Below are 16,940 nucleotides of genomic sequence, written 5' to 3' on the forward strand. Positions count from 1 at the left end.
AAAGTTCTCCGCAGCATTGGCGACAAATGACGTCAGCCGAGAAGATATTGCAAGGTGCCGACTCTGGAACGGCGGGGGCGATGTCGCTGAATCGGCGCCAGACAGGACGCAGTCGTTCGCTCGCATGCTTAGGTAAATTGGGCCGCTCTTGGGCCAAAAAGGTGCCCGAACTGTGATGTCCGAGCACCCACTTTACGTGTTTACGACAGGCTAGTGCTGGGTCACCGCGACACAGCGCAGGGCAGGCCGCACAGCATCATCACCGCAATCAACCCGTCGCCGCAATCAGGCGGCCACGCTGTCTTCCTTGATCACCTGTAGCGGTGCGCCTGACTTGATCGCGATGGTCTTCGGCTTCATCGCCTCAGGCACTTCGCGCAGCAGATCGATCGTCAGCAGCCCGTCGTTGAGCCGCGCATCATCGACCCGCACGAAATCGGCGAGTTCAAAGCGGCGTTCGAAGCTGCGATTGGCAATGCCGAGATGCAGAAAGGCGCGATCCTCGGTCACGTCTTCCTTCTTGCCCTTGATCACCAGCAGATTCTGCTGGGCGACAATCTCGATATCGTCACGGGCAAACCCTGCGACAGCAAGCGTGATCCGATATCGATCATCAGCGAGCCGTTCGAGATTGAAGGGCGGATAATTCTCAGACGTCGTCTGGCGCGCATTGGTTTCGAGCATGTCGAAAAGCCGGTCAAAGCCAATCGCCGAGCGGCGGTAGGGGGTCAAATCAAACTGACGCATTTTCAAATCCTCTTTTTTTTGAGCAAGTTGAACGTCGATTCCGGTGCCCGCCAATGCGCGACACCGTTGTCGGTACGGCCCTATAGGCACCGTACGACCGCGAATTTGGGGCGGTTGGTCGCTGGTTCAAGAGGCGATTGCACAGATTTTCGCGGCAAGAAATTTTCTCATTCCCGCGCTCAAGATCAGCCAGTGATCGAATTCCCATCAAATCAATAGATATTTGGCAGATTAGGGCGCTCGATCGGGATCGAGGGGCCAGGGAAAGCAAGAGGGGTCATCATGTTCGCTACTCTTTCCATCATGTTACTTGCCCAGGCGACCGCCAATGCGGGCGAACCTCCTGTCGCACCGCCCGATGCCGATTAGGTCGCGGTCCAGGAAACCCCCGGAGACGACACCGGCAAGCTCGGCACCGCGCAGCAAGGGAGCGGCGACATCGTCGTCAGCGCCCGCCGCCGCAATGAGACGGGACAGCGCGTGCCGATCGCGATTTCGGTGATCGGCGGCCAAGCGCTGGCCGACACCGGTACCTATAATGTCGGCCGGTTGACCCAGCTGCAGCCATCGCTGCAATTCTATTCGACCAACCCCCGCAATTCCGCCGCTAACATCCGGGGCCTGGGCGCACCATTCGGCCTGACCAATGACGGGATCGAACAGGGCGTTGGGATCTATGTCGATCAGGTTTATTACAGCCGGATCGCTTCGGCGACGTTCGATTTCACCGATACTGAACGGATTGAGGTGCTCCGTGGGCCGCAGGGAACGCTTTATGGCAAGAACACTACTGCCGGTGCGATCAACGTCATCACGCGCGCGCCAAGCTTCTCGCCTGAAGCACGGGTTGAGCTGACCGGCGGCAATTATGATTTCTTTCAGGGTAAGGCGTCGATCTCTGGCCCGTTGATCAGCGACAAGCTGGCGCTGCGGCTGTCAACGTCAATCACCTCGCGGCGGGGTACGATCTTCAACGAGCGCCAGAACGAGTTTCAGAACAGCCAGGATAACGTCAGCGTCCGCGGCCAGTTGCTGCTGCGTGCGACCGACAATCTCGATCTGACGCTGTACGGTGATTATAGCCGCCAGGACCCGATCTGCTGCGTCCAATATTATGCGCGCGTCGGCACTACCCAGCGCCCGCTTAGCCGCCAATATGCGGCCCTGGCGGCAGCGTTCAATTACACGGTGCCCTCAACCAATCCGTTTGACCGGGTAACTGACGTCGATTCGCCATTGCGCGCGCTTCAGGAGCTTGGCGGCGGTTCATTGCTCGCAAACTGGAATCTTGGCGGGTCGACGCTGACTTCGGTCAGTGCCTATCGATTCTGGCACTGGACGCCGTCCAACGACCGCGATTTTATAGGTCTGCCGATCACGACAGTGTCAGCCAATCCGTCGCAACAAAGCCAGTTCACGCAGGAGGTTCGTCTCGCATCGAACGGCACCAACACGCTCGATTATGTGGTCGGCGCCTTCTATTTCTATCAGAAGATCGACACCCAGGGGTTGCAGGTGCAGGGAACTGCCGCCAGCCGTTTCCTGCTGAACCCCACCACCGCCAACGCCAACAATCCGGCGGTGCTCAATACTCTGACGGCGCGCAACACGATTGGCTTTACCAACACCAGCGCCGCCGTGTTCGGCAAGCTGACTTGGCACGTCACAGACAAGCTGGCGATCGCGCCCGGCATCCGCGTGAATTATGACGAGAAAAGCGGGTCTTTCGTCTCGCTCGTTACAACCGGAACGGGCAGCACGATCCTGAATGCCGATCAGCGCGGCGTTTTGGCCCCGCAACGCTATCAGCCCAGATTCGACGACTGGAACGTGTCGGGCGATATTACCGCGTCGTACCAGTTCACCGCCGATATCCTGGGCTATGCCACCTATGCGCGCAGCAACAAATCGGGGGGGATTAATCTGTCCGGCCTGCCGCTCGATGGCGCCAATAACCCCATCCTCGCGTCGGCGACGGTCAAGCCTGCGCGGGTCAATCATTTCGAGCTTGGCCTGAAGACCCAGTTTCTGGATCGCCGCGCGACGGTGAACTTTTCGGCGTTCTGGACCGACATTGAGGATTATCAGGCAACCGTCACCAATGGGCAGCTTGGCGTCTTGCGCGGTTACCTGGCCAATGCGGGCGAGGTGCGGACGCGCGGAATCGAAATCGATTCAGCCTTCCGCCCCACATCGCGGCTAAGCCTTTACGCCAATGGCGCTTATACCGATGCACGTTACGTGCGCTTCACCGATGCACCGTGCCCGCCTGAATTGGCCGGTGGCGCGACGGCCACTGCGACCAACCCGGCCAGCCCCGCGGCAACCGCTGGGGGATTCAGCCCGCCGAACTGCAACATCTCTGGCCAGCGACTCCCCGGCGTTTCCGAATGGGCCTTTTCCTATGGCGCTGAATATTCAGTTCCGGTGCGGATCATGGGCGCCGATAGCCAATTTTATATCGGCTATGATGGCAGTTACCGATCAAATTTCTCGTCAAATCCGTCGCGGTCAATCTACACCGATGTCGCTGGCTATGCGATCAGCAACTTCCGTATTGGTGTGAAGGCACGCGATAAGTGGAATGCGTTTGCGTGGGTTCGCAACGCCTTTGACCAGAATTATTTCGATCTGCTCGCGTTGCAAGCGGGCAACACCGGCCTGGTCGTCGGCCAGCCCGGCGATCCGCGTACTTTTGGTTTCACCGTGTCGAAAAGTTTCTGAGGGTAAAACAGCAAACGCCCGGACCGTTTCCAGCCCGGGCGCCTGCGTGACGATCGCTCGTCAGCCCCCTTTTTTAACCCTAGCCCAAGCGTGCGCCCCTGTTCGCGCTCAAAGGCATCAGGCATCCCCGAACCACGGCCATTGCCTGTGTGTCAGTGGAGAAACGCTAGGTCGGACAGGGGGGATTGTCATCGGTGAATCGGCGGTCTTGTGCACTATTGGCGCGGCCTGTGGCGAATTCGCAACAGGGGGAGACCCGGTTGCCAGCGCCATGGCGGCACCCTAGATGGGCGATTGCCCAATTCCGGGCGGGGGCTTGGGACCGCACACTATGCTCCTTTCGCGCTATGAACGGATGATCGCGCGCCGCTATCTTTTACCCGGCAAGGGGGAAGGGTTTATCTTTCTTGTTGCCGGGATCAGCCTGGCCGCGGTGATGCTTGGCGTTGCCGCCTTGGTCATCGTGATGAGCGTGATGAACGGCTTTCGCGCAGAGCTGTTCGACAAGATCGTCGGGCTGAATGGCCATGCGGTGGTGCAGGGCTATGGCGGGCGCTTGCCCGACTGGCGGGAGATCGTCGCCCAGGCGCGCGAGACCCCGGGGATTACCCAGGCGACCCCGCTGATCGAGCAGCCATTGATGGCCACCTATAATGGCCGGGTGGAGGCAATTTTGGTGCGCGGGATGCGCGTTCCAGATATCCGCTCGAATGCCACGTTAAAGGGCAAGGAATTGAGCGGTTCGCTTGCCAGTCTGACACCGGGCAGCGGCCGGATTGGCATCGGATCGCGGCTGGCGGAGGCGCTAGGCGCGCAGGTTGGCAGCCAGATTTCGCTATTGAGCCCGCAAGGCCAGACAACGCCCTTTGGGACGGTGCCGCGGATCGTCTCCTATACGATCGGCGCCATTTTCGAGATTGGCGTGTATGATTATGACAAGGCCTATGTGATCATGCCGCTGGGTGACGCACAATCCTTGCTGTTGATGGGCGACGCGGTTGGCGTGGTTGAACTTGATACCGTCAACGCCGATCAGGTCGGAACGATCATTGCCCCCTTTGCCGCCCGGGTCGGCAGCCGCGGATTGGTGGCGGATTGGCGTCAGCTCAATGCGCAATTGTTCGAAGCGCTGGAGGTTGAACGGATCGCGATGTTCACGGTGCTGTCGATCATCATCCTCGTCGCGGTGTTCAACATTTTGTCCTCCCTGATCATGCTGGTCCGCGCCAAGACGCGTGACATTGCGATTTTGCGGACGATGGGGGCGACGCGGGGCGGGTTGATCAAGATTTTCATGGTGGTTGGCACCACAATCGGCGCGCTGGGGATGGTCGCCGGCTTGGTGCTCGGTTTTGTCTTCCTGTTTTTCCGGCAGGATGTCGTCTGGTTCATCCAGAAGGTAACGGGGCAAAATCTCTGGGACCCGTCGATCCGGTTCCTGACGGAGCTGCCATCAAAGCCCAATCCTGTCGAGATTGTCGTGATTGCCGCCATGGCGCTGGTGCTGAGCTTTCTCGCCACGCTTTATCCCGCCTTCAAGGCGGCCAATACCGATCCAGTCCAGGTGCTGCGTTATGAGTGATCCCGTGCTGCAAACCGCGGGCCTGACGCGCAGCTTTGTTCAGGGCGACGAGACGATCCATGTTCTGCGTGGGATCGACATTACGGTCGCCAAGGGCGAGATCGTTGGGCTGTTGGGCCCATCGGGATCAGGCAAATCGACGCTGCTCCAGGCGGTCGGCCTGCTTGAAGGCGGCTTTGGCGGATCGATACGGATTGCGGGCACTGAAGCAGCGCGGCTTGATAGTCATGGCCGCACGCTGGTGCGGCGTGATTTTCTGGGCTTTGTCTATCAGTTCCACCATCTGCTGCCCGATTTCAACGCGACCGAAAATGTCGTGCTGCCATTGCTGATCCATGGGGAAACGCGTCCCCAGGCAGAATTGCGCGCGACCACGCTGCTCACCGCGCTTGGGCTCGGTCATCGGCTGACGCACCGCCCCAGCCAGCTATCCGGCGGCGAACAGCAGCGGGTGGCGGTCGCCCGCGCGCTGGCCAATAAGCCGGCGCTGGTGCTGGCCGATGAACCGACCGGCAATCTGGACGAAGCCACTGCCGATATCGTGATGGCCGAGTTGCTGCGACTGGTGCGCGAAGAGGGCTCTTCAGCGCTGATCGCCACCCATAATGAGCGGTTGGCAATGCGGATGGACCGGGTGGTCCGGCTGCATGAGGGAAGGTTGGGCTAAATGGCCGCAGCCGACGCTTGGAGAGCCGCGCCGCATTTGGTCGGCAACCACGTAACGCTCCGTCCTTTGGTGATGGATGACCGGGACGCTGTCGTTGCAGCGGCCGCTGACGGGGCGATTACCGAATTGTTCTTCACTAATGTTTCCAGTCTGCGCGATCCGGACGCCTACATGGCGGCAGTATTTGCGGAACGCGATTTTGGCCGGGCAATGCCGTTTGCAGTGGAAGCGGCAGGCCGGGTTGTGGGCATGACGCGCTTTATGCGGATGAACGCGGTGCATCGCCGGCTGGAAATCGGCGGCACTTTCTATGCGCAATCGGTGCAGCGCACCGGTGTCAACACCGAGGCGAAACTACTGCTGCTGACCCATGCGTTTGAAACGATGGACTGCAATGTCGTCCAGATCCGCACCGACTGGTTCAACAAGCGGTCCCAGCTGGCAATCGAGCGGCTGGGGGCAAAGCGCGATGGCCTGCTGCGCAACCATCAAACCACTGACGGACGCATTCGCGACCTGGTCGTCTATTCGATCATTGCCAGCGAATGGTCGGGCGTGAAGATGAATCTCCAATATTTGCTCAAGCGACATGAGAGGGTAGCATGACCGCCATCACCGATTTTCAGGTCAAAGGCGCCGATGGTAAGCCGGTCGATCTCTCGTCCTATGCCGGCAAGGTGCTGCTGATCGTCAACACCGCATCGAAATGCGGTTTCACCCCGCAGTATAAGGGTCTGGAAGCGCTGCACCGGAAATATGCGGCGCAGGGTTTTGAGGTGCTTGGCTTCCCGTGCAATCAGTTTGGGTCGCAGGAGCCGGGCGATGCTGCTGAAATCGCTGAATTCTGCACCGTCAATTATGACGTGACCTTCCCGGTGTTCGCCAAGATTGACGTCAACGGCTCCGGTGCTGATCCGCTGTTCGATCGATTGAAAGACGCTGCGCCCGGCCTGATGGGATCGCGCGGGATCAAATGGAATTTCACCAAATTCCTGGTCGATCGCAGCGGTGCGAAGGTGACGCGCTATGGCCCACAAACCACGCCTGAAGAGATCGAAAAAGACATTGAAGCGCTGCTCGCTGGTTGATCGAGTTTATCCACAGCCGCTTGCTTCATGACAGTTTCGCGAATCGTCATAAGCCCGCATAGTTGCCCGCATGACCCATTCTGGTTTCGTCCCGCTCCGCATCTTTTCCTCGTTCACGATGCTCGACGGCGCGATCGAACCCAAGGCGATCGCCAAGCGCGCGCGGGAGCTAGGCTTTCCTGCAGCAGCGCTCACCGATCGGAATGGCCTTTACGCCGCCATGGCCTTTGCCGATGCGGCGCGGGATGCGGGGGTGCAACCAATCATCGGTGCGATGATCGGCGTTGCACGGCCCGATTTGCCCGAAGGCGTGGCGACTCCGCTCGACTGGCTGGCGCTCTATGCGCAGGATGAGGTCGGTTACCAAAATCTATGCGCGCTGGTTTCGCAGGCCCATCTGGCGCGACCGCTCGAACTGGCCCCGCATGTCGATTTTGCAGCGCTTCAGGGCCATAGTGACGGTCTGATCGCGCTTACCGCCGGCCGGGAAGGCGGGCTCACTCGGTTATTCGCTGAGGACCAGCCGGATCATGCGCTGGCCTATGCCGATCGTCTCCAGGCGCTGTTCCCGGACCGGCTCTATATCGAGTTGACCCGTCGACTCGACGAGATCGAAGGGCGGGCCGAGGCATCCTTGCTCGATCTCGCTTATGATCGAAATCTGCCGATCGTCGCGACCAACCCCTGCTGCTTTGCCGAGCAAAGTTTCGGCGAGGCGCATGACGCGATGCTGTGCATTGCCAATTCCACCTATATCGCCAGCGATGATCGGCCGAAAAGCTCGCCTGATGCGTGGATGAAGCCAGCCAAGGACATGCGCCAGCTGTTCGACGATCTGCCCGAGGCGATCGCCAACACGCTGGTGGTGGCGCAGCGCTGCGCGATTGCCGCCCCCAAGCGCAAGCCGATCCTGCCCAGCCTTGCCGGTGATCGCGATGCCGAGGAGGAAGCGCTGCGCGTCGACGCCCGCGCCGGGCTCGAAAAGCGGCTGGAGCGGATCAAGGGAGAGGGCGAGAACTGGCAGCAAGCCTATCGTGACCGGCTGGAGTTCGAGCTCGACGTCATCATTAAGATGGGCTTTCCTGGCTATTTCCTGATCGTCGCCGATTTCATCAAATGGGCCAAGGAAAACGATATCCCGGTCGGTCCTGGCCGTGGTTCGGGCGCGGGTTCAGTGGTTGCCTGGTCGCTGACGATCACCGATCTCGATCCGATGAAGCTCGGGCTGCTGTTCGAACGTTTTCTCAACCCCGAACGCGTGTCGATGCCCGATTTCGACATCGATTTCTGCGAAACCCGGCGTGAGGAAGTGATCCGCTATGTCCAGGCTAAATATGGCTCGGACCATGTCGCGCAGATCATCACCTTTGGACGGCTAAAGGCGCGCGCGGTGCTGAAGGACACGGGCCGCGTGCTGCAGATGAGCTATGGTCAGGTCGATCGCCTCGCCAAGCTCGTCCCCAATCACCCGACCGATCCATGGACGCTCGACCGGGCGCTGAATGGTGTATCGGAGCTCGCGGCGGAATATCGCACCGACAGCGGCGTCAGGCATTTGCTTGATCTGGCGATGAAGCTGGAAGGGTTGCCGCGCCACTCCTCGACCCATGCCGCCGGTGTGGTGATCGGTGATCGTCCCCTCGCAGCCTTGGTGCCGCTGTATCGCGATCCACGCTCCGACATGCCGGTCACCCAGTTCGACATGAAATATGTCGAGGCGGCGGGGTTGGTAAAGTTCGACTTTCTCGGGCTCAAGACACTGTCGGTGCTGCAAAAGGCGATCCAGATGCTCGCCAAGCGCAACATTGTCATCGATCTCGACACGCTCGAATGGGATGACGAGGGCGTCTACAAACTGCTGCAAAAGGGCGACACGGTCGGTGTGTTCCAGCTCGAATCCGAAGGCATGCGCCGCACGCTGAGTGCCGTCCGCCCTTCCAATTTTGGCGACATCATCGCGCTCGTCTCGCTCTACCGCCCAGGCCCAATGGACAATATCCCCAGCTTTGGCCGCCGCAAGAATGGCACCGAGGCGATCGATTATCCGCACCCGCTGCTCGAGACGATCCTGGCGGAAACCTATGGCATTTTCGTCTATCAGGAACAGGTGATGCAGGCCGCGCAGGTGCTGGCCGGCTATTCGCTGGGCGGCGCCGATTTGCTGCGGCGCGCGATGGGCAAGAAGAACCAGGCCGAGATGGACGCGCAGCGCGCGACCTTTGTCGAGGGCTGCGCGCGGGTGAACAACATTCCGGCCGCCAAGGCGAATGAGCTGTTCGATTTGATCGACAAATTCGCGGGCTATGGTTTCAATAAATCACACGCTGCGGCCTATGCGTTGCTGGCCTATCAGACCGCTTGGCTGAAAGCGCATTACCCGGAAGATTTCTTCGCGGCCTCGATGTGTTTTGACATGACGCTGACCGACAAGCTTGGCGTGTTCACCGATGATATGCGGCGCATGGGCGTGAAGATATTGCCGCCGTGCATCAACGCCAGCGACGCTGAGTTCACGGTTGAGGAGATCCCGGCCGATGCAGGCGCGGGACTTGGAGTCCGCTATGCCCTTGCCGCGCTGAAATCGGTCGGGGAAGGGGCGATGGAACGCCTTGTCGTCGAACGTCTTGAAAATGGGCCTTTCGCGTCGCTTGACGATCTCGCTACCCGCGTTGATCCCCGCCTGATGAACAAGCGCCAGCTGGAAACGCTGGCGGCGGCGGGTGCTTTTGACAGTATCGATCCCAATCGGGCGGGCATTTATGCCAGCGCAGAGACGATCCTGGCCGTCGCTGCACGGCTGCACGATCAGCGGATCAGCGGACAGGGCGGGCTGTTCGGTGAGAGCGAGCCGTCATCGGGCGCCTCGATCCAGCTCCCTCTCTCTGCACGCTGGACGCTGGCGCAGCGGATGGATCAGGAGAAAGAGGCGTTCGGCTTTTATTTTTCCGCGCATCCGGTCGATCGTCATCGTCATCTTGCCAAGATGCATGGCGCGCGCAGCTATGTCGGGCTGGGAGAGCTCGATATTCCCGATGACGGCACGCGCGCCGGCGCGACGATGGCGGTGCTGGTCGAAGATACGAAATGGCGGACATCGGCCAAGGGGCGGCGCTATTTGATGGCCATGCTGTCCGATGCTTCTGGCCAGTTTGCGGCGACCTGCTTTGACGACACTGTCGCGGCGGACCTCGAAGAGGCAGCCCGCAGCGGCGGCTGCGGCATCGCCACGGTCGAATTGGATCGCCGGCCGGGCGAAGAGACCCCGCGCGTCACCGTCAAGCGCTTGCAGGCGTTTGAGGATTTGGCGAACACCGCCCGAATGGTGATGGAGATTGCTGTCGATGATCCGCGCGCGATTGGCGAGCTAGGCGCGTTGCTGGCCGAGGCGCGGGGCGCGCGGGGCGAGGTTTATCTCAAGGCCGCCTTGCCCGACGGTGGCGAAGCATTGCTGCTGCTCGGCCGTGACTTTTTGCTCGATGGTGAGCTTGCGACCCGGATCGAGACAATGCAGGGTATTGCTGAGGTGGCGCTGAAGACCGCTGAGACAAAGCGGCTCGCACTGGTCGGGTAAAAGGGAGAGACCCCACATGTTAGGTGGAATGCAGGATTTTGAGCTGCGGGTACCGCGCTTGCTGGACCATGCGGCACGTGAACATGGCGGGCGCGAGATCGTCACCTATTGGGCCGATGGTCATGAGACGCGGACGAGCTGGGCGGGCATCGCACGGGATGCCAAGAAACTAGCACAAGCGCTTGTAAAAATGGGCATGAATCCCGGCGACCGGATTGCGACCCTGGCCATGAACCATAGCCGCCACCTTGCCGCCTGGTATGGCGCGATCGGCATGGGCGGGGTGATCCACACCCTTAATCCCCGGCTGTTCGACGAACAGCTGGTGTATATCGCCAATCATGCCGAAGACCGCGTGCTGCTCTATGACAAGCAGTTTCAGCCGCTGGTCGATCGGCTGAAATCGCAATGGACCAGCATCGAGCAGTATATCTGCTTCGATGGTGAAGGGCCGACCAGCTTTGAAGGCATCATCGCGCTGGAGGACGGCCATTATCAATGGCATGAGGGGCCAGAGCGCGATCCCTGCATGCTTTGCTATACCAGCGGCACGACGGGTAACCCCAAGGGCGTGTTGTATGAGCATCGATCAACGATGATCCATGCCATGGCCGGGGTGTCCCCCTGGCTGTTGAACATATCGTCGCAAGCCGTGATCTTACCGGTGGTGCCGATGTTCCACGCCGCCGCCTGGGGGCTGCCCTTTGCCGGGGCGCTATCTGGCGCGAAATTCGTCTATGCCTGTGTCAATGATGCCGCCGTGCTGTGCCGGTTGATGAACCAGGAAAAGGTCACGCATTCAGCCGGCGTGCCGACAGTGTGGCTGTCGATGTTCCAGCATATTGATGCCACGGGCGAAGCGCCGCGCTATCTGAAACAAGTGACGATCGGCGGATCGGCTGCCCCCCGCGCAATGATTGAGCGGATCATGGGGATGGGCGCGCGGGTCGCGCATCTGTGGGGCATGACCGAGACGTCACCGATTGGCACGGCCGGGGCCCCGCCGCCGCATTGGGATGAGTTGAGCCTGGGCGAACAGCTCGACATGGTCTGCAAGCAAGGGCAGATTCCCTTTGGGGTCGAGCTACGCGTGGTCGATGATGATGACGTGGAGCAACCCCGCGATGGCGCGAGCTCGGGTCGGCTGCAGATTCGCGGGCCCTGGGTCATCAAACGCTATTTCAAGGCCGAGGCTGACTGCGTCGACGCGGAAAACTGGTTTGATACCGGCGATGTCGCGGTCATCCATCCCGATGGCACCATGCAGATTACCGATCGCGCCAAGGACGTGATCAAATCGGGCGGCGAATGGATCAGCTCGGTCGATCTGGAAAATGCGGCAGTTGGCTGTCCGGGCGTCGCTGAAGCGGCGGCAATCGGCATCTATCATCCCAAATGGGATGAGCGCCCGCTGCTGCTGGTGGTGCGCAAGGCGGGCAGCGATGTGTCGCCAGCCGAAATCAACGCCCATCTGGCGGCCCATGTCGCCAAATGGTGGCTGCCCGATGAAATCCTGTTCGTCGACGACCTGCCGCACACCGCTACCGGCAAGCTGCTCAAAACGGCGCTGCGGGCGCAGTATAAGGACCATCGGTTGGCGAGCGTTGCCTAGGAATTGCGCCGCCTAGTCGAAAAGCTGACCTTGCGCGCCTGCCGGTGGCCGGAACAGATCGGTGCGCAGCGCGACCTGTCCCCGATCAAGCTGGTGTTTGCGGCAGGCAATCTGGAAACGGGTGCGCAATAACTGTCCCCAAGGCCCTTGCCCGCGAAAGCGCGTGTGGAAATTGGGGTCGTTATCGCGCCCGCCCCGGATGTCGCGGATGGTCGCCATTACCTTGGCGGCCCGATCGGGGAAATGCGCCTCCAGCCACGCCTTGAACAGCGGCGCGACTTCCCAGGGCAGCCGCACTGGCAGGAAAAAGGCCCCTTGCGCGCCGGCGTCGGCAGCGCGCGCCAGAATATGTTCGATCTCGTGATCGGTGATCGCCGGGATGACCGGGGAGACTGAGACATAGACTGGGATGCCGGCCGCCGCGAGCGCCTTTATGGCTGCGATCCGCTTGGCGGGGCTGGGCGCGCGCGGTTCGATTGTCATCGCTAGTTTCGGATTGAGCGAGGTGATCGAGATGGCAACCGCGACCAGTTGCTTTGCTGCCATGGGCGCCAAGAGATCGATATCGCGAACGACGCGATCTGATTTGGTGGTGATCGTCAATGGATGGTTGGTCACCGCCAACACTTCCAGGCAACCGCGCATGATCCGCCATTCGCGTTCGATCGGCTGATAGGCATCGGTATTGGTACCAAACGCAATTGGCGCGACGCTATAGCCGCGCTTGCCGATTTCGGCCGTGAGCAAGGCGGGCGCATTTGGCTTGGCAAACAGCCGCGTTTCAAAATCAAGCCCTGGCGACAGATCGAGAAAGGCATGGCTTGGCCTGGCGAAGCAGTAAATGCAGCCATGCTCGCAGCCTCGATAGGGATTGATCGAGCGATCAAACGGGATGTCGGGCGAGCTGTTTCTGGAGATGATCGTCCGTGGCACCTCGACCGTCACCGTCGTGCGCAGCTTCGGCGGCGCGCCATCGATTGCTTCGCGGGCATCGAGCCAGTCGCCATCCGCCGCCGATTGGGGCAGATTGAAGCGTTGGCTGACCTCATTATGGGTTGCGCCGCGCGCGGGGCGTGCATGATTGGCCATTGCCCTTGGTGGAGATATCTGTAGAACATATCAAGAACTAAGTGGAGGATATGATGGCTCGTCTCACCTATCTCGAATTGCCGGTCAGCGATCTTGCGTCAGCAAAGGCATTTTATGCCGCTGCGTTCGGTTGGGATTTTACGGATTTTGGCCCGAGCTATGCCGCGACCACGAGCGGGGACACAGACATCGGCCTGGATGCCGATCCTGCGGAAAAGACGGCGGCTGCATTACCCGTGATCGAAGTCGATGATTTGGAAGCGTGCGAGGCCAAGGTCCGTGCGGCGGGAGGTGAGATCACCGTACCCATCTTCGCCTTCCCCGGCGGACGGCGCTTCCATTTTCGTGATTCTGCCGGGCATGAACTCGCGGCGATGCAGGCTGATGGTTGAGCGCGACGGCTATTTCAGCGCATTGAGAGCGGCGCGGGCCTTTCGGGCGGTCTCGCAATTCTGACGTTGGAATTGGCACGAGCGCTCGAGCGCTTCGACCAGTTTTCGCTGCTCGTCGAGGAAATACGGATCCGAGATGATCGACGGCGAGTAGACGTTGCGGACGAGTGGTTTCGGCGATGCGCGGGCGATGCCGAGCGCGCGTGTTCTAGGCTGTTCAGAAACAGTCTGTTGGCGGCCCAGAAAAATGCCTGCATAGAAAATAACTGCGGCACCCACGACGATCAGAAAGCCGATAATCCAGGGTCGGCCAGCGCGCGGGATCGGCTGGTTCACCTTCACCGCTCCAGCAGGCGCGGCATCAATTCGACAAAATTGCAGGGCTTGTGGCGGCTGTCGAGCTGGCTTGCCAGAATGCCGTCCCAACCGTCTTTTACCGCGCCGGTCGATCCGGGCAGCGCAAAGATATAGGTGCCGCGGGTGACGCAGGCGCATGCCCGCGATTGCACCGTTGATGTGCCGATCGTCTGATAGCTCAGCCATCGAAATAGCTCGCCAAAGCCCGGAATGGGCTTGTCCTGCACCTGTTCGATTGCCTCCGGGGTCACGTCGCGTCCAGTGACGCCCGTGCCACCGGTGGTGATGATGCAGTCCACGGAAGGATCGTCGATCCACTGGGTAAGCGTTGCGACGATTGTCGGCACATCATCCTTCACGATCTGGCGATCGGCGAGCTCATGCCCTGCTGCAAGCAGACGCGCGACTAGCATGTCGCCCGATCGGTCATCAGCCAGGCTTCTGGTATCGGAAACCGTCAGGACGGCGATCTGGACCGGCAGGAAAGCTGCCGTTTCGTCAATTGGCACTGGCCGTCATCGTTGGCGTGATTTTTGCCGTGATCCGGACCGACGGGGCACCAGGCAGGCCAGGAAAACGCGGCCAAAGACCCTGAGCGAGCGCGGCGCGGCTGGGCGATGCCACCTTGCCGCCTTCGCGTTCATATACCCAGTAATTGCGCAGCACCGTCACCACATAGCCGCGCGTTTCCCAATAGGGGATGGATTCGATGTACAGCAGCGGATCGCCGCCATCCTTGACAATTGTGTTCCATGCCTCGACCGGGACAGCACCGGCATTGTAAGCCGCGATCACTTTGGGCAGCAGGCCACGCGTTGCCGGCTGGTCGCGCAGCCATTCAAGATAGGATTGGCCAATCTCGATATTGGTAGACGGGCGGGTGAGGGCGGCGCGATCCGCGCGTGATCCGCGCTGGCGGGCCATGTCGGACGCCGCACCGGGGCGGACCTGCATCAGGCCATAGGCACCAGCGGCACTGACAACATTGGTGCGGAACGCCGATTCCTGCAGCGTATGCGCATAAACCAGCGCCTTATCGACCCGCCAGCCGCCATCGGGCGTCCAATTGGGCGCTGGGTAACGCGCCTCCACCGACGGTGTCGTGCCGGCAGGCGCATTATGCGCCAGCCAGATTTGCGTAGACGGCAGATTAAAGGCGCCCGCCAACCGGAGCAGCCCGGCAAATTCGTTTGCATCGCCGATCCGAGCCTGCCGCTTCATCACATCATCGGCCAGAACATCTTCGTCAATTTCGACTAAAGCGGCGGCAACGCGGAGATTGGGCCGACGGCCAAGCAGCTGCCAATCGGCGGCGATCCGGGCTTCGTTCGGGCGGCTGACGGGGGTGCGGATGCCCAATGTTTGGCGGGCAAGCAGGCCGTAAAATGTTTCATCATATTGCGCTGCGCCTTTTAACCGGGCTTCGATCCGATCGGGGCGGCCACAGGCCATATCCGCGCGCGATGCCCAGAACAGCCCGGCCGCGCGCAGTTCGATATCGGTTGATCGGCTCGCCACGCGACTGAAGGAGTCGGCCGCGCCAGCGCAATCTCGTTCACGCCATGCGGCCAGCGCTTCCACCCATTGGCCCTGAATTGCCCAGTCGCCGCTGCCCTGGCTGGCCTTTTGGCCCATCACTCGGGCGTTGGCGTCATCACCGGCAACAAAATAGACCCAGGCGACCTTTTGTTGCCATTCGGTCAGCCCGTCAGGGGACAGGCCTGAGGTCGCCTCTAACAAGGCCTGGGCCTCGACGCCGCGATCTTCCTTGATCAGCGGTTGCATCTTGATGGCGAGATCGGCAGCGATCTGGTCGCTTTTCAGACTTTTCGCGCGCGCCCGCACGGGGGCGCCGCCAGTCCAGCTGAGCGCCTGCGTGTAGGGCAGGCTCGGGAGTTCGGTCATGCCGCGCGCTTTGGCCATACGGGCCAGCTGTTCCGCCTGCGGCAATTCAGGGGCATCGGCGAGCAGCTTGCTGAGATCGTCGGCGGTCGTGCGGGGCGACCCCTTGACGGTAAATAGTTCGGCGAGGGCAATCGAATGGAGCGGTCCAGGCTTCATCGTCGCGAGCTGCAATCGGGCGTCGATCCATTTGCCGTCGCGGATCGCCTGGAAAACCGCACGATAGCCGGAGCGCTGGCCGTCATCGAGCTGCGCCGGAATGCCATTGCCACTGGTTGCCAGGTTGGGCACTTCGCCGGCCATGGCAGGCGTCGTCGCCAACGTTACCGGCAGCGCGAACAATGAAAGGGCCGGCAGGAGTAACTTTTTCACGCATCGATCCCCTGGATCAGCAACAGTAAATCTTTCCAGGCCTCAGCCTTGGCGGCCGGGCGTTCGAGCAAGAATCGCGGATGATAGCTCGCAACGGCCTGAATCGACGATGCCTGTTGTCTATCTTCCTGGTTAACTGTCCGTAAAGTCCCGCGACTTTCGGCAATGTCTGCCCCGATCAGCGCACGGCTGACCGCATTGCCGAACAACAAAACCCGTTCTGGCGCGGCCAGCATCACATGATGCCGCAGCGTTGCCTCAAGCGCGGCCAGCGACTCAGCCGGGATTCTGCCGGTGCTGGGCCGCGCGGTACACATGGGGAGGAGCAGGATAGTGGTTCGGTCGTGACCAATGGCGGCGAGCATCCGGTCGAACAGCTTGCCGACCACGCCGCTGAGCAACATGTCGGCCTCGCCATCTTCACGCTCGGGCATTTCGACAATGACCGCCAGCTTCGGCTGCGATGATCCTTGGGCAAAAATATGGCGGCCCGGCCAATCGGCATCGGGCGCATCAGGCCCCCGTCGCCAGGCATCGAAGGCGGCGAGTGTTGTCGGCATCGGGGGCAAGGCGCGCGCGGGCATAATGGGCGCGGCGGCGCCATTGGCTTGGACGGGTTGGCGAACGGCAGATGAGTCTCCGGCCGCTAAAGCTGGCGCGCGGACAGCAGCAGCGACAGCCAATGGGACAGGCGCGGGGGCAAGCCAGTTACGGGGCTCTTCGGCGATCATGGTGTCGACGCCGGCCTCGCGCCACCAGTCCAGTGTGCTTGCCGCGCTTGTCGCCCAATCGAATTTTTGTTCTGCCCCCATGATAATTCCATAAAGTCGCGGTTGA

Annotated in this window: 14 protein-coding genes; 8 read left to right on the forward strand and 6 right to left on the reverse strand. The window is 60.9% G+C overall.

Features of this window, described 5'->3' with window-relative positions; translation table 11 throughout:
• Positions 1-285: 285 nt before the first annotated feature.
• A complete protein-coding gene (locus B7Y43_RS05000; protein ID WP_374130524.1) occupies positions 286-747 on the reverse strand; it encodes an Hsp20 family protein in 462 nt (153 codons plus the stop codon).
• A 438-nt stretch (positions 748-1,185) separates the two neighbouring features.
• Between B7Y43_RS05000 and B7Y43_RS05005 the strand changes: the two genes are divergently transcribed.
• The 7 genes from B7Y43_RS05005 (at position 1,186) to B7Y43_RS05035 (ending at position 11,991) form a co-directional block, all read left to right on the forward strand.
• Complete coding sequence (locus B7Y43_RS05005; RefSeq protein WP_374130633.1) at positions 1,186-3,471, forward strand: TonB-dependent receptor; 2,286 nt, start codon at positions 1,186-1,188, stop codon at positions 3,469-3,471.
• A gap of 331 nt (positions 3,472-3,802) precedes the next feature.
• The gene (locus B7Y43_RS05010) at positions 3,803-5,053 is read left to right on the forward strand and encodes a lipoprotein-releasing ABC transporter permease subunit (protein WP_374130525.1); all 1,251 of its coding nucleotides are present in this window, start codon (positions 3,803-3,805) and stop codon (positions 5,051-5,053) included.
• A complete protein-coding gene (locus B7Y43_RS05015; protein ID WP_374130526.1) occupies positions 5,046-5,720 on the forward strand; it encodes an ABC transporter ATP-binding protein in 675 nt (224 codons plus the stop codon). The genes B7Y43_RS05010 and B7Y43_RS05015 overlap by 8 nt, the downstream gene beginning before the upstream one ends.
• The gene (locus B7Y43_RS05020; RefSeq protein WP_374130527.1) at positions 5,721-6,326 is read left to right on the forward strand and encodes a GNAT family N-acetyltransferase; all 606 of its coding nucleotides are present in this window, start codon (positions 5,721-5,723) and stop codon (positions 6,324-6,326) included.
• Positions 6,323-6,808 (forward strand): glutathione peroxidase, encoded by a 486-nt coding sequence (locus tag B7Y43_RS05025; RefSeq protein WP_374130528.1) that lies wholly within the window; start codon positions 6,323-6,325, stop codon positions 6,806-6,808. The genes B7Y43_RS05020 and B7Y43_RS05025 overlap by 4 nt, the downstream gene beginning before the upstream one ends.
• Before the next feature lie 70 nt (positions 6,809-6,878).
• Positions 6,879-10,379 (forward strand): DNA polymerase III subunit alpha, encoded by a 3,501-nt coding sequence (gene dnaE, locus B7Y43_RS05030; protein ID WP_374130529.1) that lies wholly within the window; start codon positions 6,879-6,881, stop codon positions 10,377-10,379.
• A 16-nt stretch (positions 10,380-10,395) separates the two neighbouring features.
• The gene (locus B7Y43_RS05035; RefSeq protein WP_374130530.1) at positions 10,396-11,991 is read left to right on the forward strand and encodes a long-chain fatty acid--CoA ligase; all 1,596 of its coding nucleotides are present in this window, start codon (positions 10,396-10,398) and stop codon (positions 11,989-11,991) included.
• A 12-nt stretch (positions 11,992-12,003) separates the two neighbouring features.
• Here B7Y43_RS05035 and B7Y43_RS05040 read toward each other — a convergent pair whose 3' ends face one another.
• Positions 12,004-13,080, reverse strand: a complete 1,077-nt coding sequence (locus B7Y43_RS05040; RefSeq protein ID WP_374130531.1) for a PA0069 family radical SAM protein — start codon at positions 13,078-13,080, stop codon at positions 12,004-12,006.
• 53 nt (positions 13,081-13,133) lie between these two features.
• Between B7Y43_RS05040 and B7Y43_RS05045 the strand changes: the two genes are divergently transcribed.
• Complete coding sequence (locus B7Y43_RS05045; RefSeq protein WP_374130634.1) at positions 13,134-13,472, forward strand: VOC family protein; 339 nt, start codon at positions 13,134-13,136, stop codon at positions 13,470-13,472.
• Between the two features lie 9 nt (positions 13,473-13,481).
• On the opposite strand, the gene B7Y43_RS05050 is transcribed toward B7Y43_RS05045, so the two are convergent.
• The 4 genes from B7Y43_RS05050 to B7Y43_RS05065 form a co-directional block, all read right to left on the reverse strand.
• Positions 13,482-13,808, reverse strand: coding sequence for a hypothetical protein (locus B7Y43_RS05050; RefSeq protein ID WP_374130532.1), 327 nt, complete (start codon positions 13,806-13,808; stop codon positions 13,482-13,484).
• 2 nt (positions 13,809-13,810) lie between these two features.
• A complete protein-coding gene (gene moaB, locus B7Y43_RS05055) occupies positions 13,811-14,338 on the reverse strand; it encodes a molybdenum cofactor biosynthesis protein B (protein WP_374130533.1) in 528 nt (175 codons plus the stop codon).
• Entirely contained in the window at positions 14,328-16,034 is a 1,707-nt protein-coding gene (locus B7Y43_RS05060; RefSeq protein WP_374130635.1) for a lytic transglycosylase domain-containing protein, read from the reverse strand. Before B7Y43_RS05060 ends, moaB begins: the two co-directional genes overlap by 11 nt.
• A gap of 65 nt (positions 16,035-16,099) precedes the next feature.
• Entirely contained in the window at positions 16,100-16,915 is an 816-nt protein-coding gene (locus tag B7Y43_RS05065) for a uracil-DNA glycosylase family protein (protein WP_374130534.1), read from the reverse strand.
• Between the last annotated feature and the right edge of the window lie 25 nt (positions 16,916-16,940).

Source organism: Sphingomonas sp. 28-62-20, from assembly GCF_002281505.1.